General features: G+C 57.7%; 19 protein-coding genes. 15 read left to right on the forward strand and 4 right to left on the reverse strand.

Translation table 11 applies throughout. The annotated features are described in order from the left end of the window. Positions 1–193 precede the first annotated feature (193 nt). The 3 genes from zwf (at position 194) to CYR55_RS13385 (ending at position 3221) form a co-directional block, all read left to right on the forward strand. Complete coding sequence (gene zwf / locus CYR55_RS13375; protein ID WP_101816623.1) at positions 194–1669, forward strand: glucose-6-phosphate dehydrogenase; 1476 nt, start codon at positions 194–196, stop codon at positions 1667–1669. A gap of 13 nt (positions 1670–1682) precedes the next feature. Next, positions 1683–2378, forward strand: coding sequence for a 6-phosphogluconolactonase (pgl, locus tag CYR55_RS13380; protein ID WP_101816624.1), 696 nt, complete (start codon positions 1683–1685; stop codon positions 2376–2378). 201 nt (positions 2379–2579) lie between these two features. Next, the gene (locus CYR55_RS13385; protein WP_101816625.1) at positions 2580–3221 is read left to right on the forward strand and encodes a bifunctional 4-hydroxy-2-oxoglutarate aldolase/2-dehydro-3-deoxy-phosphogluconate aldolase; all 642 of its coding nucleotides are present in this window, start codon (positions 2580–2582) and stop codon (positions 3219–3221) included. A 68-nt stretch (positions 3222–3289) separates the two neighbouring features. On the opposite strand, the gene CYR55_RS13390 is transcribed toward CYR55_RS13385, so the two are convergent. Continuing rightward, complete coding sequence (locus CYR55_RS13390) at positions 3290–3634, reverse strand: RidA family protein (RefSeq protein WP_101816626.1); 345 nt, start codon at positions 3632–3634, stop codon at positions 3290–3292. Positions 3635–3784: 150 nt separating this feature from the next. On the opposite strand from CYR55_RS13390, the gene CYR55_RS13395 reads away from it, so the two are divergent. The 5 genes from CYR55_RS13395 (at position 3785) to rnd (ending at position 10206) form a co-directional block, all read left to right on the forward strand. Next, the gene (locus CYR55_RS13395; protein ID WP_101816627.1) at positions 3785–5698 is read left to right on the forward strand and encodes a DNA repair helicase YoaA; all 1914 of its coding nucleotides are present in this window, start codon (positions 3785–3787) and stop codon (positions 5696–5698) included. A gap of 62 nt (positions 5699–5760) precedes the next feature. Then, complete coding sequence (gene tsaB, locus CYR55_RS13400) at positions 5761–6459, forward strand: tRNA (adenosine(37)-N6)-threonylcarbamoyltransferase complex dimerization subunit type 1 TsaB (RefSeq protein ID WP_101816628.1); 699 nt, start codon at positions 5761–5763, stop codon at positions 6457–6459. A gap of 62 nt (positions 6460–6521) precedes the next feature. Further along, positions 6522–7127 carry a Slp family lipoprotein gene (locus CYR55_RS13405; RefSeq protein WP_101816629.1) on the forward strand — a complete coding sequence of 202 codons (606 nt, stop codon included), beginning with the start codon at positions 6522–6524 and terminating at the stop codon, positions 7125–7127. 187 nt (positions 7128–7314) lie between these two features. Continuing rightward, on the forward strand, positions 7315–9003 hold the full coding sequence (gene fadD, locus CYR55_RS13410) for a long-chain-fatty-acid--CoA ligase FadD (RefSeq protein WP_101816630.1): 1689 nt from the start codon (positions 7315–7317) through the stop codon (positions 9001–9003). 81 nt (positions 9004–9084) lie between these two features. Further along, complete coding sequence (gene rnd, locus CYR55_RS13415) at positions 9085–10206, forward strand: ribonuclease D (RefSeq protein WP_101816631.1); 1122 nt, start codon at positions 9085–9087, stop codon at positions 10204–10206. Positions 10207–10480: 274 nt separating this feature from the next. On the opposite strand, the gene minE is transcribed toward rnd, so the two are convergent. The 3 genes from minE to minC are packed head-to-tail and all read right to left on the reverse strand — an operon-like array spanning position 10481 to position 12276. Further along, a complete protein-coding gene (gene minE / locus CYR55_RS13420) occupies positions 10481–10750 on the reverse strand; it encodes a cell division topological specificity factor MinE (RefSeq protein WP_072930029.1) in 270 nt (89 codons plus the stop codon). A 3-nt stretch (positions 10751–10753) separates the two neighbouring features. Then, complete coding sequence (gene minD, locus CYR55_RS13425; RefSeq protein WP_101816632.1) at positions 10754–11566, reverse strand: septum site-determining protein MinD; 813 nt, start codon at positions 11564–11566, stop codon at positions 10754–10756. A 23-nt stretch (positions 11567–11589) separates the two neighbouring features. Beyond that, complete coding sequence (gene minC, locus CYR55_RS13430; RefSeq protein ID WP_101816633.1) at positions 11590–12276, reverse strand: septum site-determining protein MinC; 687 nt, start codon at positions 12274–12276, stop codon at positions 11590–11592. 135 nt (positions 12277–12411) lie between these two features. Between minC and CYR55_RS13435 the strand changes: the two genes are divergently transcribed. The 7 genes from CYR55_RS13435 (at position 12412) to CYR55_RS13465 (ending at position 18098) form a co-directional block, all read left to right on the forward strand. After that, positions 12412–12684: a YcgL domain-containing protein gene (locus tag CYR55_RS13435; protein WP_101816634.1), complete on the forward strand. Its 273-nt coding sequence runs from the start codon at positions 12412–12414 to the stop codon at positions 12682–12684. A gap of 139 nt (positions 12685–12823) precedes the next feature. Further along, entirely contained in the window at positions 12824–13903 is a 1080-nt protein-coding gene (locus CYR55_RS13440) for a lytic murein transglycosylase (protein ID WP_101816635.1), read from the forward strand. A gap of 67 nt (positions 13904–13970) precedes the next feature. After that, on the forward strand, positions 13971–14627 hold the full coding sequence (locus tag CYR55_RS13445; RefSeq protein WP_101816636.1) for a fumarylacetoacetate hydrolase family protein: 657 nt from the start codon (positions 13971–13973) through the stop codon (positions 14625–14627). A gap of 92 nt (positions 14628–14719) precedes the next feature. Then, positions 14720–15166 carry a YcgN family cysteine cluster protein gene (locus CYR55_RS13450; protein WP_101816637.1) on the forward strand — a complete coding sequence of 149 codons (447 nt, stop codon included), beginning with the start codon at positions 14720–14722 and terminating at the stop codon, positions 15164–15166. A 386-nt stretch (positions 15167–15552) separates the two neighbouring features. Then, the gene (locus tag CYR55_RS13455) at positions 15553–16041 is read left to right on the forward strand and encodes a hypothetical protein (protein WP_101816638.1); all 489 of its coding nucleotides are present in this window, start codon (positions 15553–15555) and stop codon (positions 16039–16041) included. A gap of 437 nt (positions 16042–16478) precedes the next feature. After that, positions 16479–17258, forward strand: a complete 780-nt coding sequence (locus tag CYR55_RS13460; RefSeq protein WP_101816639.1) for a glycosyl hydrolase — start codon at positions 16479–16481, stop codon at positions 17256–17258. A gap of 324 nt (positions 17259–17582) precedes the next feature. Beyond that, positions 17583–18098 carry a hypothetical protein gene (locus CYR55_RS13465; RefSeq protein ID WP_101816640.1) on the forward strand — a complete coding sequence of 172 codons (516 nt, stop codon included), beginning with the start codon at positions 17583–17585 and terminating at the stop codon, positions 18096–18098. Positions 18099–18115: the final 17 nt, after the last annotated feature.

Genomic DNA, 18115 nt, shown 5'->3' on the forward strand with positions numbered 1-18115 from the left:
GTAAACGGGTGTCAAAAACGTCAGAAAATTACATCATAGGCAGGAAAAAATGGTCACTGTTTTTCCACAGGGCTGCCGGGTGTAATTTCTGGACGTTTATTAAGGCTTTAGATCCGGGTTTACGGGTCGCGGCCAAACAGAGTACATTATTCATGTAAGAAAATTACAAATATCCTGCAACGAGGAGAAGAACATGGCGGTAACCTCTACAGCCCAGGCATGTGACCTGGTTATTTTCGGCGCGAAAGGCGATTTGGCCCGCCGCAAATTGCTCCCCTCGCTTTATCAGCTCGAAAAAGCCGGCCACATCCACCCGGACACCAAAATCATCGGCGTCGGGCGTGCAGACTGGGACAAAGCGGCCTACATCAAGGTGGTGAAGGAAGCGCTGACCACGTTTATGAAAGAAAAACTCGACGACACGCTGTGGGAAACCCTGAGCGCGCGACTCGACTTCTGTAACCTGGACGTCAACGACAGCGAACACTTTGCCAACCTGGGCAAAATGCTCGACCAGGAAAACCGCGTCACCATCAACTATTTCGCTATGCCGCCGAACACCTTCGGCGCGATCTGCCGCGGCCTGGGTGAAGCGGGCCTGAACAAAGACCCGGCGCGGGTGGTGATGGAAAAACCGCTGGGTACCGATCTGGAGTCCTCCCGCGTGATCAACGATCAGGTGGCAGAGTTCTTCAATGAATCCCAGGTTTACCGCATCGACCACTATCTCGGCAAAGAGACGGTACTGAACCTGCTGGCGCTGCGTTTTGCCAACTCGCTGTTTGCCACCAACTGGGACAACCGCACCATCGACCACGTGCAGATCACCGTGGCGGAAGAGGTAGGCATCGAAGGCCGCTGGGGTTACTTCGACAAAGCCGGCCAGATGCGTGACATGATCCAGAACCACCTGCTGCAAATCCTCACCATGATCGCCATGTCGCCGCCGGCTGACCTGACCACCGACCGCATCCGTGACGAAAAAGTGAAAGTGCTGCGTTCGCTGCGCCGTATTGACCAGAGCAACGTGCGTGAAACCACGGTGCGCGGCCAGTACACCGCCGGGTTTGTACAGGGCAAAAAAGTGCCGGGCTACCTGGAAGAAGAGGGTGCCAACAAAAGCAGCAACACCGAGACCTTTGTGTCTATCCGGGTTGACATCGACAACTGGCAGTGGGCCGGGGTGCCATTCTACCTGCGTACCGGTAAACGCCTGCCGACCAAATGTTCTGAAGTGGTGGTCTACTTCAAGAATCCGGCGCTCAACCTGTTCCGGGATTCCTACCAGCAGCTGCCGCAGAACAAGCTCACCATCCGCCTGCAACCGGATGAAGGCATCGATATCCAGGTGCTGAACAAGGTGCCGGGGCTGGAGCACAAGCACCGCCTGCAGACCACCAAACTCGACCTGAGCTTCTCCGAAACCTTCCACCAGCAGCATATCGCCGATGCTTACGAGCGGCTGTTACTGGAAGCGATGCGCGGCATCCAGGCGCTGTTCGTGCGCCGTGATGAAGTGGAAGAGGCGTGGAAATGGGTTGATTCCATCATGCAGGCCTGGTCTGCGGACAATGAGGCGCCGAAGCCTTACCAGTCCGGTACCTGGGGCCCGGTCGCCTCCGTGGCGATGATTACCCGTGACGGCCGTTCCTGGAACGAATTTGAATAACAGAGGGCAGGGCATGGCACATTTCGCCGAGTTTCCCAGCGCACTGACGCTGAACCAGAGTTTTGCACGAAAGGTTGCCGGCAGTTTGCGTCAGGGGATCGAGGCGAGAGGCCATGCCACCCTGGTGGTTTCCGGCGGGCGGACGCCGCTGGGGCTGTTTGAGCAGCTTGCGCAGCAGCCCCTCGCCTGGGAGAAGGTGGTGATTACCCTGGCGGATGAGCGCTGGGTAGACCCGGGTGACGAGCTGAGCAACGAGCGCCTGGTTCGCCGCGCGCTGTTGACCGGCCCGGCCGCGGCCGCCACCTTTGTTGGCCTGAAAAACAGCAGTGCCACGCCGGAAGAGGGTGCGGCCGTGACCGAGGCGGCGCTGGCGCTGGTGCCCTGGCCGGCCGATGTGCTGGTGCTGGGGATGGGCGCAGACGGGCATACCGCCTCGCTGTTCCCCGGCGCGGCCAATCTGGCGGCGGCGCTGGATATGGGCTCCGGCCGGCGCTGTTTTGCCATGTCCCCGGTGACCGCGCCGCTGGCCCGGCTGACCCTGAGCCTGCCGGTGCTGCTCAGCAGCCGCCACATCTACCTGTATCTGGTAGGTGAGGCCAAACGCGAGCTGTATGAGCGGGCCGAGCAGGGTGAGGATGTGAATGAGATGCCGGTGCGGGCGATCCTGCACCAGCAACAGACGCCGGTCGACGTCTACTGGACGGCCTGACCGGCGTTATGCAGCACCCGGTGCCGCGGCACCGGCCAGTTTGCGTAACAGGCAGCATTGCGCAGCAGACAGTATTGCGCAGCAGACGTGTATGTATGGCACAAGGTGCGGTCGGACACTTGTCAGCGTGCTGACAGGTCCCTGTGGCAGGGGCGCGCCATATATCAACCGATGCCGGTACGGCATAGATGGAGTAAACGGATGAAAAACTGGAAAGTCAGCGCGGAACAGATCCTCACCTCAGGCCCGGTGGTCCCGGTCATTGTGATCAATGAGCTGGAACACGCGGTGCCGCTGGCTAAAGCGCTGGTGGCCGGTGGTGTGAAGGTGCTGGAGGTGACGTTGCGCACCGAATGCGCCCTGGAAGCGATCCGGGCGATTGCCCGCGAGGTGCCGGACGCGATTATCGGCGCCGGTACGGTGATCAACCCGCAGCAACTGGATGAGGTGATCAGCGCCGGGGCGCAGTTCGCCATCAGCCCGGGCCTGACCGCGCCGCTGCTTAAAGCGGCCACCGACGGCCCGATCCCGCTTATCCCGGGGATCAGCACCGTGTCTGAGCTGATGTTGGGGATGGATTACGGTCTGCGTGAGTTCAAGTTTTTCCCGGCGGAAGCCAATGGCGGCGTGAAAGCGTTGCAGGCGATTGCCGGGCCGTTCCCGCAGGTGCGTTTCTGCCCGACCGGCGGCATCACGCCGAACAACTACCGTGACTACCTGGCGCTGAAAAGCGTGCTGTGTATCGGCGGTTCCTGGCTGGTACCGGCCGATGCGCTGGCGCAGGGTGACTACGGCCGCATCACGGAACTTGCCCGTGATGCGGTAGCCGGTGCCCGCAGCTGATCCACGCACTGTTATTAAAAAGCCATCCTCCGGGATGGCTTTTTTTATGGCGGTTTCAGGGCGGCGCCTCAGCGGGCAGCGATCACCTTAATCTCCACCTTATAGCCGGGGTTCATCAGCCCGGCCTGTACCGTGCAGCGCACCGGCGCGTTACCGGGCGAGACCCAGGCATCCCAGGCACGGTTCATCGCGGCGAAATCACTTTTTTCGACCAGGAAAATCGTCGCATCCAGAATGCGGCTCTTGTCCGAACCCAGCGTGGCCAGCACGGCATCAATGGTGGCCAACGCGTTGGCGGTCTGCGCTTCGGCATCCGCGTCCAGGTTTTCCGGCACGCTGGTGTAGTAGATGGTGTCATTGAAAATCGTGGCTTCGGACATCCGGTGCTCCGGCAGATAACGCTCAATGGTCATGGGCAGCTCCTTTGGCTGTTTTTTCAAGGGGATGCCGGGTTGCATCCCGGCGGCGGGCTAAGCGTACCACAGCCGGGGCAAAGATGGGTGTGGTAGCCGGGGAGAAGGATTGGCATAATCAGCGCTGATTTTTTCCGGCTGAGAGGCAGTGTGACCGACGATTTCGCCCCTGATGGCGCCCTGGCGCAACATATCCCTGGTTTTAAACCCCGTGAACCCCAGCAACAGATGGCCGCCGCCGTGGCGGGTGCCATTGCGGCCAAACAGCCGCTGGTGGTCGAGGCCGGTACCGGCACCGGTAAAACGTACGCCTATCTCGCCCCGGCATTGCGTGCCGACCGTAAAGTGATTATCTCCACCGGGTCGAAAGCCCTGCAGGATCAGCTTTACAGCCGCGACCTGCCGACGGTGGCTAAAGCCCTCAACTACACCGGGAAACTGGCGCTGCTCAAGGGGCGTTCCAACTACCTCTGCCTGGAGCGGCTCGAGCAACAGACGCTGGCCGGGGGCGAACTGGCGAATTCCGCGCTGGCCGAACTGGTGCAATTGCGGCGCTGGGCGTCAGAAACCAGTGACGGCGACATCAGCAACTGCGGCGGCGTAACCGAAGACAGCATGGTCTGGCCGCTGGTCACCAGCACCAATGACAACTGCCTCGGCAGCGATTGCCCGCTCTATAAAGAGTGCTTCGTGGTCAAGGCGCGCCGCCGGGCGATGGACGCGGATGTGGTGGTGGTGAACCATCACCTGTTTATGGCGGATATGGTGGTGAAAGAGGGCGGGTTCGGCGAGCTGATCCCAGCGGCGGATGTGATGATCTTCGACGAGGCGCACCAGATCCCGGACATCGCCAGCCAGTATTTTGGCCAGCAGCTCTCCAGCCGCCAGTTGCTCGATCTGGCGAAAGATATCACCATCGCTTACCGCACTGAAGTGCGGGACTCGGCCCAGTTGCAGAAAAGTGCTGACCGGCTGGCGCAGAGCGCGCAGGATTTCCGGCTGGCGTTAGGGGAGCCGGGCTACCGCGGCAACCTGCGGGAAGCGTTACAGGATGCGCAGGTGCAGCGGGCGCTGGTGCGGCTCGATGATGCGCTGGAGCTCTGTTACGACGTGGTGAAGCTGTCGCTGGGGCGCTCGGCGTTGCTGGATGCCGCCTTTGAGCGCGCCACCCTCTACCGCGCCCGCCTGAAGCGGCTGAAAGAGACCTCTCAGCCGGGGTTCAGTTACTGGTTCGAGTGCACCTCGCGCCATTTCATTCTGGCGCTGACGCCGCTGTCGGTGAGTGACAAATTCACCGAAGTGATGAAAGAGAAGCCGGGCAGCTGGATTTTTACCTCCGCGACCCTGTCAGTGGATGACAAACTGGCGCACTTTACCGACCGGCTGGGGCTGGAGAACGCCGAGTCGCTGCTGCTGGCCAGCCCGTTTGACTACGCCCGCCAGGCGCTGCTCTGCGTGCCGCGTTTCCTGCCGGAGCCGAACCAGCCGGGCGGCGGCCGCCAGCTGGCCCGGATGCTGAAACCGCTGATTGAGGCCAACGGCGGGCGCTGCTTCTTCCTCTGCACCTCCCACCAAATGCTGCGCCAGCTGGCGGAGGAGTTCCGCGCCAGCATGACGCTGCCGGTGCTGGTGCAGGGTGAAACCAGCAAAGGCCAGCTGCTGGCGCAGTTTATCGCCGCCGGTAATGCGTTGCTGGTGGCGACCAGCAGCTTCTGGGAGGGGGTGGATGTGCGCGGGGATGCGCTGTCGCTGGTGATCATCGACAAGCTGCCGTTTACCGCCCCGGACGATCCGCTGCTCAAAGCGCGGATTGAGGATTGCCGCCTGCGCGGCGGTGACCCGTTCGCCGATGTGCAGTTGCCGGAAGCGGTGATCACCCTGAAGCAGGGCGTCGGCCGCCTGATCCGTGACACCGATGACCGCGGCGTGCTGGTGATTTGCGACAACCGGCTGGTGATGCGCCCTTACGGCGCGGTGTTCCTCAACAGCCTGCCGCCGACGCCGCGCACCCGGGATCTGGCCGAGGCCGCCGCCTTTCTGCGGCAGGGCACAGGGCAGCAATAGCAGCTGCCCTGTGCTATCATGCGCGCCCTTAATGAAACCCATCTTTCCTGCCTGAGGTTGGCATGTCCACGCGAATTTTAGCCATTGATACCGCCACGGAAGCCTGTTCCGTCGCGCTCTGGAACCACGGCGAAACCCTCGCCCATTTTGAACTCTGTGCACGTGAACACACGCAGCGCATCCTGCCGCTGGTGGAGCAGATCCTGGCGGAAGCTGGGCTGACCCTCTCCCAACTGGACGCCCTGGCCTTTGGCCGCGGGCCGGGCAGCTTTACCGGCGTGCGTATCGGCATCGGTATTGCGCAGGGGCTGGCGCTGGGGGCCGATCTGCCGATGATTGGCGTCTCCACCCTGCAGACCATGGCGCAGGGCGCTTTCCGCCGCACCGGCGCAACCCGCGTGCTGACGGCCATTGATGCGCGGATGGGCGAAGTCTATTGGGGCGAATACTGCCGTACGGAACACGGCGCCTGGCTGGGCGAAGAGAGTGAGGCCGTGCTCACGCCCACCCAGGCGCTGGCACGCGCGCAGGCGCTTTCCGGGCACTGGGCCACAGCCGGAACCGGCTGGACGAGCTATCCTGATCTGGTGGCAGGTGCCGCATTGACGCTGAACGATGGCGACATGCAGTTGCCCCATGCTGAAGATATGCTGCCGCCGGCCCTGGATGCCTGGTCTGCGAAGCGTATCGTGGCGGTCGACCAGGCTGAACCGGTCTATCTGCGTAATGAAGTGACCTGGAAGAAACTTCCCGGCCGCTGATGCTCGGCAACTTATACCCGGTGATGTGGTCAAAGAGTCAGATTCAACCCGGAGAGCAGGTAATGCGTAAGCCGTCTATGAAAGGCCCCGTTTTTGTCGGCATCCTCAGCCTGGCTGCCCTGTCACTGACAGGGTGTGTCACGGTGCCGGATGTAATTAAAGGTACCACTGCCACGCCGCAACAGAATCTGGCGGCAGTCCAGAATGCGCCCCAGCTCTATGTGGGGCAGGAGGCCCGCTTCGGCGGTTCCGTGGTCAATATGACCAATGAGAAGAGCCGCACCCGCCTTGAAATCGCGGCGGTACCGCTCGATTCGGCCGCCCGGCCGGTATTGGGCGAGCGCTCTACCGGGCGGCTGGTGGCGTACATCAACGGCTTTGTGGACCCGGTTGACCTGCGCGGCCAACTGGTGACGGTGGTCGGCCCGATTACCGGTTCCGAGCGCGGTAAAATCGGCCAGACTGACTACACCTTTGTGGTGATGAACGCCAACAGCTACAAACGCTGGCGGCTGCAACAGCAGGTCGTGATGCCGCCCGGCCCGACCGGCCCATGGGGCTGGGGCGGCCCTGGCTGGGGTGGCCCCGGCTGGGGGCCGGGCTTCTACGGCGGCGGGGGCTGGTACTCTCCGGTGCCTGCCCAGGTGCAAACGGTAGTCACTGAATAGACAGCATAATTTCAGGCGGCGCAAGCCGCCTTCTTTTTTGCCCCGGTGGGGGCCTCAGCAAATTAGTGACCCGGTTCGCAACATGGAAATTGTTTAAAAACTAACTGGTAAGCTGAGTTAAAATATTGTTAAACCGACGATTCAGATCGGCAAACATGACGACACATAATGATTCAGGAGTAATACCTTGGAAAAGGTTTGGCTAACACGGTATCCCTCTGACGTTCCGGCCGAGATTGACCCGGATCGCCACGGCTCATTGATTGAGATGTTCGAAAATGCGGTGCTTCGCTACGCTGACCAACCGGCGTTTATCAACATGGGGGAGGTGATGACCTTCCGCAAGCTTGAGGAGCGCAGCCGCGATTTTGCCGCTTATCTGCAACATGACCTGAAACTGAAGAAGGGCGATCGCGTTGCCCTGATGATGCCCAACCTGCTGCAATACCCAATCGCCCTGTTCGGCGTGCTGCGGGCCGGGATGGTGGTGGTCAACGTTAACCCGCTCTATACCCCGCGCGAACTGGAACACCAGCTCAATGACAGCGGTGCCGGCGCCATTGTGATTGTCTCCAACTTCGCCCACACGCTGGAAAAAGTGGTCTATAACACCCAGGTGCGGCATGTGATCCTGACCCGGCTGGGTGACCAGCTCTCGGCGGCCAAAGGCACGCTGGTCAACTTCGTGGTGAAATACATCAAACGGCTGGTGCCGAAATACCACCTGCCGGACGCCGTCTCTTTCCGCACGGCGTTACAGCGCGGCCGCCAGCTGGAGTACGTCAAACCGGACATCACCAATGACGATCTGGCCTTCCTGCAATACACCGGCGGCACCACCGGCGTGGCGAAGGGCGCGATGCTGACGCACCGCAACATGCAGGCAAACCTGGAGCAGTCGAAAGCGGCTTACGCCCCGCTGTTGCGCGCCGGGCATGAGCTGGTGGTGACGGCGCTGCCGCTCTACCACATTTTCGCCCTGACGGTGAATTGCCTGCTGTTTATTGAACGGGGCGGCAGTAACCTGCTGATCACCAATCCGCGGGATATCAGCGGGCTGGTCAAAGAGCTGGCGAAATACCCGTTCACGGCGCTGACCGGCGTCAATACCCTCTACAATGCGCTGCTGAACAACCCGGAATTCCAGGCGCTGGACTTCTCCACGCTGCGGCTCTCGGTGGGCGGCGGCATGGCGGTGCAGCGCGCGGTGGCAGAAAAGTGGGAAAAACTCACCGGCAAGCACCTGCTTGAAGGCTATGGCCTCACCGAGTGCGCCCCACTGGTTACCGGCAACCCCTACGATCTTAAGCACTACAGCGGCAGCATCGGCCTGCCGGTGCCGTCTACGGATATCCGGCTGGTGGATGACCAGGGGCGTGATGTGCCGATGGGCGAACCGGGCGAGCTGCTGATCCGTGGCCCGCAGGTGATGCGCGGTTACTGGCAACGGCCTGATGCTACAGCGGAAGTGCTGAAAGAGGGCTGGCTCTCGACCGGTGATATCGTTACAGTGGACGAACAGGGCTTTTTGCGGATTGTGGATCGCAAAAAAGATATGATCCTGGTCTCCGGGTTCAATGTGTACCCGAATGAGATTGAGGACGTGCTGATGCAGCACCCGAAAGTGCTGGAAGCCGCCGCCATCGGCGTGCCCAGCGAGGCCTCCGGGGAAGCGGTGAAAGTCTGTGTGGTGCGCAAAGAGCCATCCCTGACGCAAGAGGAGCTGCTGGCCCACTGCCGCCGCCACCTGACCGGCTATAAAGTGCCGAGAATTATTGAATTCCGTGATGAGCTGCCGAAATCGAATGTCGGTAAGATCCTGCGCCGTGAACTGCGCGACGAACATGTGAAAGCCAGGCAGAATGCCGCCGCCTGATCGGGCTTGTCATCCATTCCACAACGCCGGCCTGTGCCGGCGTTGTCACGTATCATCCTTTATCCGTAAGAGAGTGACGTTTTGAATTATCAGTTGATCACCACCAATCCTGAGCTGGAAGAAGTTTGCCTTCATGCCCGTCAACATGCGCGCATCGCCCTGGATACGGAGTTTGTCCGTACCCGCACCTACTATCCGCAACTGGGGCTGATCCAGCTGTTTGACGGTGAGCGCCTCTCCCTGATTGACCCGCTGACCATTACTGAATGGCAACCCTTCCGCGATCTGTTGCAAGACGAGCAGGTGATCAAGTTCCTGCACGCCGGCAGTGAGGATCTGGAGGTGTTCCTGAACGCCTTTAACGCCCTGCCGACGCCGATGGTTGACACCCAAATCCTGGCGGCGTTCACCGGTCGCCCGCTCTCCTGCGGCTTTGCCAAACTGGTCGCAGAATACATGGGCGTGGAGCTGGACAAGAGCGAATCACGCACCGACTGGCTGGCGCGGCCGCTGAGCAGCCGCCAGTGTGACTATGCCGCCGCAGATGTGTTCTATTTACTGCCGATGGCGCTGCGTTTAGAGCAGGAAGCCAAAGAGGCGGGTTGGCTGGAGGCGGCGCTGGACGAGTGCCGCGCGCTCTGCCGCCGCCGCAGCGAGGTACTGGCGCCGGAACTGGCCTACCGTGAGATCAGTAACGCCTGGCAACTGCGCACCCGCCAGCTGGCCTGCCTGCAAAAACTGGCCTGCTGGCGCCTGCAACAGGCCCGCCAGCGCGATTTGGCCGTGAACTTTGTGGTGCGTGAGGAGAACCTCTGGCAGGTAGCACGTTACCAGCCAACCTCGCTGGCCGAGCTGGACACCCTGGGGCTGAGTGGCCCGGAGATCCGTTACCACGGGCGGACGCTGCTGGCGCTGGTGGAAGAGGGCAATGCGGTACCTGAAGAGGCGTTACCGGCCCCGGTCACTAACCTTATCGACCAGCCGGGGTATAAGCGCGCCTTCAAAGAGCTGAAAGCGGTTATTCAGGACGTCAGCGAAACCAGTAAGCTGAGTGTTGAATTGATCGCCTCACGGCGACAAATTAACCAACTGCTGAATTGGCACTGGGGATTAAAACAGGGTGATAATCAACCTGAATTAATGTCCGGCTGGCGCGGTACCCTATTGGCTGAAAAATTAACGGCCATATTAAAAGAGTTCTGATAATAAGCAGGCTGAAAGGAAGGGAATCTTTTTGGCCGCTGAAAAAGCGTGCGGTGAAATAATAGGGTAAACAGGGAAGGGCGGCGAAGATAAGAATAACGCAGCAGGTCGCCAGCGTATTTGGGATAAGTCTTAATGGGTCGCCGCCGCCTTATTAAGGGAAGCCGTAACACATACCTGTTATTAGCTGGATGTCCGTACAGTAATAAAACGGTAATATCCGGGCCTTACACTGCCCCCTGCATCAACACAGGGGGAGATTAACCCGCTACACTCATTTCGGTGGTTCTTCTGTATCCGGCAGGGTTACGTTGAGTTCCAGTACCGAAATATCGTCCCCTTTCTGTTCAAACTGTACGTGAAGCATCTCAGGATCGATTTGAATATATTTACAAATCACCGCCAGAATGTCGCGTTTCAGATCCGGTAAATACGGGGGCTCTGAGTCCCCCCGGCGGCGTTCAGCAACGATGATTTGCAGCCGTTCCTTGGCTATATTGGCTGTCGATTTTTTGCGGGACAGAAAAAAGTCTAACAATGCCATGATTTATCCCCCAAAAAGGCGTTTCAGGAAGCCCTTCTTCTCTTCTTCGACGAAACGGAAAGGACGCTCCTCGCCCAGCAGGCGCGCCACGGTGTCATCATACGCTTTACCAGCGTCTGATTCCTGGTCAAGGATCACCGGTTCGCCCTGGTTGGACGCCCGCAGTACCGACTGATCTTCCGGAATCACGCCCACCAGGGGAATACGCAGGATTTCAAGCACATCTTCCATGCTCAGCATGTCACCGCGATTCACCCGCCCAGGGTTGTAGCGTGTCAGCAGCAGGTGCTCCTTGATCGGCCCCTGACCCTGTTCGGCACGGCGGGACTTGGAGGAGAGAATGCCCAGGATGCGGTCGGAGTCACGCACAGAGGAGACTTCCGGGTTGGTGGTGATGATCGCTTCATCCGCGAAGTAGAGCGCCATCAGCGCACCGGTTTCGATCCCGGCCGGGGAGTCACAGATGATGAAATCAAACTCCATCGCCACCAGGTCGTTAAGGATTTTTTCCACGCCTTCCCGGGTCAGGGCATCTTTGTCACGGGTTTGCGAGGCCGGCAGAATATAGAGGCTCTCGGTGCGCTTGTCTTTGATCAGCGCCTGGTTCAGGGTCGCATCGCCCTGGATAACATTGACAAAATCATAGACCACGCGGCGCTCACACCCCATGATCAAATCAAGATTACGCAGCCCGATGTCAAAATCGATGACAACGGTCTTTTTCCCTTTCTGGGCTAAGCCGGTAGCAATGGCCGCGCTTGATGTAGTCTTGCCAACGCCCCCTTTACCCGATGTAACAACAATAATGCGTGCCATGAAAAGATTCCTTGTAAAAGGGCTTAGTTTAAAGGTTGTATGGTTAACACGTTTTCTATCAGGCTGAGGCGCGCTGCCTGGCCGGCATATTCCGGCGGGATCTGGTCACTCAGCCAGTACTGCCCGGCAATAGACACGAGCTCAGCACTCAGATGCGTGCAGAAAATCTGGCATTGCGCGTCGCCGGAAGCCCCCGCCAGTGCCCGGCCGCGCATCATTCCATAAACATGGATATTGCCGTCGGCGATAAGTTCCGCCCCGGCACTGACGCTGCTGGTGACGATTAAATCACTGTTACGTGTATAAATCTGTTGCCCGGAACGGACAGGGGTATTAATGATGCGCGTTTTGACCGGCACACTCTCCGGCACCACGGGGGCCGGGGGCGGCGCCGCTTTCTGGCCCTTGCCTTCACTCAGCAACGGCAACCCGGCGCGCATGATGGCGCGTTTTAACTGCTCATCTTTACATCCGCTGATGCCGACAACACGCAGACCTGCAGAAGCAACAGCCTGTTGAATCTCTCTCCAGTTAACCTCACCGCTCAGGGAGGCCACGTTGATGACAACAGGGGCATCCTTGAGGAAAGCCGGGGCCTGATCGACTTTATCCTGTAGTGCCTGACGAATTACCTCAGGTTGCGAATGGTGTAAGTGAACCACCGACAGGGTAAAACTGCTGCCTTTTAGCTCAATGGGCGATTGTGACATCTATCCTGACTCAGTTTCAGCAACGTAAATCCCCGGAACAGCACCCGGGGGGCGATATTCCGATGTACGCTAAGCATGTTATAGTCACCGGTATATCTAGGCAAGACACCGCCCCCATTAAAAAGAGTTAAAAAAATGCTTTGCATGATTTATCGAAGTTCAAAACGCGACCAAACTTATCTTTACATCGAAAAAAGAGACGATTTCTCCCGTGTGCCGGAGGCGTTGATGAAAAGTTTCGGCCAACCCCAGTTTTCGATGGCCATCAATCTGGCCGGGCGTCAAAAATTAGCCAGCGCCGATATTGTAAAAGTCCGCGAAGCATTAGCAGAGCAGGGCTATTATTTACAGTTACCGCCGCCGGTTGAATCATTATTGAAACAACCCCTGGATAATAAGCCGGAATAATCGGCGATAAGCAGGTTGCAGCGTAATTTCTGCCGGAAATGTGAACGGTGACGCATTGAACGATCGCACGCCGCGCATTTCCGCCATCCCGGTGCTGGTCTATCCTGAAGGATCTGATTGACATAAAAGGACGACAGGTATGAAACAGAGAGCTGTGGCCGCCCTTATCGGCGCACTGACCCTCGCCGGTTGCGCCGGTAAAAACCAGGCCGCGCCCGCCGCTGCCCCGGCAACCCAGCCGGCTGCCCCCTCCGGCGGGATGCTGGCTCCGAAAGCCGCCACACAGACCACGCTGGCCGACCAGGGGCGCGACCCGGCCGAATTCCCGGCCTATGTGGAGCAACTGAAGCAGCAGGCGCGTGCGCAGGGCATCAGTGACACCACCCTCAACAGCGCCTTCGCCAATATTCATTTTGTTGATCGGGTGATTAAATCCGATCGCAATCAGCTGGAAAAGAAAATCACCCTGGATGACTACCTGGCCCGCGTGCTGCCGGCCTGGAAAATTGAACAGGGCAAAACCCAGTACCGCGACCACCAGGCGCAGCTGGATGCCGCCGCGCAACGCTACGGCGTTCAGCCGAACTATATTGTGGCGTTGTGGGGTATGGAGAGCAGCTTCGGCAAAATCCAGGGCAAGGAGGATGTGGTCTCCGCGCTCGCCACCCTGGCGTTTGAGGGGCGGCGTGAAGCCTTCTTTACCAAAGAGCTGATGGCGGCGCTGAAGATTATCCAGCAGGGCCACATTGCAGCCGACCAGATGAAAGGTTCCTGGGCCGGAGCGATGGGGCAGTCACAATTTATGCCGACCTCCTTCCTGACCTACGGGGCAGACGGCGATGGCGATGGCCGCATCGACATCTGGAATGACCCGAGTGATGTGTTCGCTTCGGCGGCCAACTACCTGGCGACCGAAGGCTGGAAGCCCGGGGAGAGCTGGGGGCAGGAAGTGCGCCTGCCGGCGGGCTTCAGCACCGATCTGGCCGGGACAAAAACAAATCAGGCCAAAAGCGTGGCGCAGTGGCAGCAACTCGGCGTGACACCGGCAGATGCCAAACCATTGCCGGGTAATACCACCCGCGCCTGGATTATCACTCCGGATGATCAACAGGGCCGGGCATTTATGGTTTACGATAATTTCCGCACCATTATGCACTGGAACCGCTCGTACTACTTCGCCATCAGCATCGGCATGATGGCCGACGGCGTGGCCGGGTAACTCCGGAACTGCCTGCCCGGTGGGCCGGGCGGGCCTCATCATGAACGCGTTTACGCAGGAGAAGGGCATGTATCAACATCGTGACTGGCAGGGTTGCCTGCTGGACTACCCGGTCAGTAAAGTAGTCTGTGTTGGCAGTAACTATGCGAAACATATCAAGGAGATGGGCAGCAAGGTATCGGCTGAGCCGGTGGTGTTTATCAAGCCGGAGACCGCGTTATGCGATCTGCGCCAGCCGTTGTCGATCCCGAAAGAGTTTGGCTCGGTACACCATGAAGTTGAGCTGGCGGTGCTGATTGGCTCGCCTCTGAAGCAGGCCAGTGAGGAGCGGGTAGCCAACGCCCTGGCCGGTTATGGGGTCGCGCTGGATCTGACCCTGCGTGATTTGCAGGCAGAGTTCAAAAAAGCAGGCCAGCCCTGGGAGAAAGCCAAAGGGTTTGACGGCTCCTGCCCGGTGTCCGGCTTTATTCCGGTGGCCGAGTTTGGCGACCCGCAGCAGGCGCACCTGACGCTGACGGTGAATGGCGAAGTCCGCCAGGACGGCAGCACCGCCGACATGATCACCCCGATCCTGCCGCTTATCAGCTACATGAGCAAATTCTTCACCCTGCGCCCGGGGGACATCATCCTGACCGGCACGCCGGAAGGGGTAGGGCCGATGGCCGGCGGTGACACGCTGGAAATTTCCCTGAATGGCAAGACACTGACTACCCGCGTGCTGTAACTCTCCTCCGCCCGCTGGCCGGGCGGAAAACTTGCATCTGCCGGGTAAAAGGACTATATAGGCAGCGTCTTTTTACTTATCAGGTATCGCGTATGTCCCAACTTCCCTTTTGGCAGCAAAAATCTTTGTCTGAGATGTCGGACGACGAATGGGAATCGTTGTGTGACGGCTGCGGGCAATGCTGCCTGCACAAGCTGATTGATGAAGACACAGACGAAATCTACTTCACCAATGTGGCGTGTAACCAGCTCAATATTAAATCCTGCCAGTGCCGCAACTATGACCGGCGTTTTTCCCTGGAAGAGGATTGCATCAAACTGACGCGGGAAAACCTCACCACCTTTGACTGGCTGCCGCCGACCTGCGCCTATCGCCTGATTGGTGAAGGTAAAGCGCTGCTGCCCTGGCACCCGCTGCTGACCGGCTCCAAATCCGCCATGCATGGCGAACGCATTTCCGTGCGCAACATTGCCGTGCGTGAAAGTGACGTGGTGGACTGGCAGGATCACATTTTAAATAAACCGGACTGGGCGCGTTAAGCATCACCCCTTTCATGGCTGCGCCTTTTCTTCTTCACCGGCGCAGATAATATGACACCTTATTATAAGCGGCCTCTTTTACAGAGGCCGCTTTTTTACATCTGACACATTCAGCAAAGGAAATAATTCATTCCTGGCCATGCGTTTTATAAATAGCATTTATAATACACGCCCTGACATAAAGTTAACAGCGGCGTCATATCTATCGGTTTTTCCATTCACATAACGCCGGTATATGTTTTTATCAGGATGTTTGATACAGAAATATCTTATCTCGCCGCCTCTCATCCCCTTAAACATGTTTTTCAGGCCTTAAATATTTTTCCTTTTTAATAAGAGTGGTAAATTACCCGGCAATTTTTAGTGAGCAGGTTAAAGGAGGGAGTGTGTCAACTAAAGCGCGTTTCTTTAAAAAGGTACAGCAAAATAACACGATGACGGTGACTGATGAACGGTCAGTGGAAGCGGATATACAAGCATTTTGCCGGCGGATGGAGGATTTCGCCCGGCAAGTGCGCCAATGGTTTGAAGGCTCCGGCATTGAGGTCATCGTATCGAGAAAATATCTCCATGACCTGAGTACCATTGGCTTTAGCCTCAACAGCGGTTCTGTCTGTTATGAAATCACCACGATCACCCTCCGCCATGGGCTGCGAAGCGTCACGATTATGCCGGAGCAACTCTGGCGGGCGGGGGATAAAGGCTGTGTGACGCTGACCATTGACACCGCCGCGGGCGCATCGGGGAAACAAAAATTCTATTTACGCATGGCCCCTGAAAGCGGCTGGCTGATTCGTGATGAAGGCCAGGCTTCCGCAGACAGCCTCCTCCTGACTGAAGAGGTATTCTTCCAGACTATCGAAAGCCTGGCCTGAATATCGGGCATTCTGATAACTCAGCCGTGTTAAAAGACTGGCCGGACATTTCCGCTTGCTTTAGCGGTTAGTATGTACCGCCCGGTGGCAGCGACCAGCCAGTCTTTGCTTCACCTTTTTTAATGTCAGGTTCACGCCTGCCGTTACTGCCCAAACCCATAAGCCATGCTGTCTGGCAGGGTGCCCCATTCGCCCTTAATTGATTAGCCATTCGGTACCTTTATCTCTCTGCACGGGTGTACCGGAAAACTTCATTTATTCTCAATCATAATAATGATAAAAAATAACCGGCTGAATAATGGGTGGATGATAAATAGAGAATAAAAAAGATTAGGGATTATATTCACCGTGACAAAATAATCTCCTTGCATCCGGGTGTGCCCGTCAGGAAAACCATGTATAAGGGCCGCCCGCCTAACGCACGAAGGAGTTTCATTATGGTTTCTAAAAGTCAAAAGCGTGGAATTGCTTACGATCTCTCAAGTATTAACGATCTCAACGCGATGTCGGATGGCATTTCCTGGTATTACAACTGGGGTACGGCTCCCAACGCCGGTCTGCCATATTCCCTCTCTGCTGCCCGCGGTGTTGATTATATTCCTATGTTATGGAATGAAAACTTCCATGAGCCGTCAGTATTAAAATTCTTTAAAGAGAACCCCGGCATAAAATATATGCTGGTATTGAACGAGCCGACCATCGGCTTGCAGGCTTACACCGAGCCGCAGCGGGCAGCGGAGCTTTGGCCGAAGTTTGAGAATATCGCCCGGCAGGCCGGGGTGAATATTGTCGGCCCGCAGGTGACCTGGGGCACCATGCCGGATTATCAGGCCCCGGCGGACTGGCTGGAGGCGTTTATCGCCGCCTATGCGGCAGCAAACGAGGGCAGACAGCCGCAAATCGATTTCCTGGGCTTCCACTGGTACGACTATGGGCTGGACGATCAACTCACTCTGCTCGCCCGGTTTGGCAAGCCTTTCTGGGTAACGGAGTTTGCCAATGCCCACAGTCAGCAGGACGGGGCGCAGATTGACTCGCTGGAAAAACAGAAAGCCCAGATGAGTGAAATGGTGGCGTTATGCGAACGGCGGGAAGATGTTTTCCGTTATGCATGGTTTACCGGGCGGGTGAATCCCGACCCCCATTTTCAGCGCTTGTTTGAGGGCGATGGCGAACTCTCCGAACTGGGGCGGCACTATATCTCACTGCCTTACTGAAGGCTTTTTCTGCCCCGCAGCCTGCAGCCTGCCCAGCAGGCCAAAGCGGCAACCGGCAGAACGCTTAACCTGAAGGGCTGCCCATCGGCAGCCTTTTTTATGCGCACAGAAGACACAGATCAGTAAACGCAGATTAACTGCTTGTTAACAGTAAAAGGCACCCCTATTATCTTATGCACATTACGGGTAAGGATAAGCGACGGAAAAACGTCGGTTAATTTCAAAAAACGCGGTTAACCCCTATGCCGTTATGAAGATGTGCGCTCGCGGCTTACGGTTAACAAAAGAACGATACCGTTATTGTTGTGTAAGGAATACGTGACGATGAAATGCACTCTTGTCGGGTTGGTGTCACTCGCTGCCCTGTGTTGCCCTGTATCAACCGCTCTCGCTGACGACCTGGATCTTTACTCCATTCATACTGCGTCGTTTGTCTATCACGCGTTTGCGCCCAAAGATCGTTATGAGCAATATTTTAAAAATGAGCTGATTGCGGTTGAGCGGCGCATGAACAGCACCTCGGACTACAGCCTCTATGCCGGTACCATGATTAACAGCGAAGGCGACCGCTGCGTGTTGCTCGGTGTTGATAAAAAATGGGCGCAATACAATAAGTGGGATGTCGAGGGGATTTACCTGTATGCCGGTGAATTCTTTTTCAAATCCTTCTCGCATTGTGGTGATTCCGGCGCCTACCACGATATAAAAAAGGCTACCGGCGTGGGTTTCGCACCCTATATCTATCACGGGGTTAAATACAATGTTAACCGTTACGTGGGCCTGCGGGCAGGCTTTATTCTGCCGGTCATTACGGTACTGAGCGTACAGATTAATTTCTGAGACACACCACGGCTCTG

Source organism: Chimaeribacter californicus (assembly GCF_002858675.1).
GTDB classification, from domain to species: domain Bacteria; phylum Pseudomonadota; class Gammaproteobacteria; order Enterobacterales; family Enterobacteriaceae; genus Chimaeribacter; species Chimaeribacter californicus.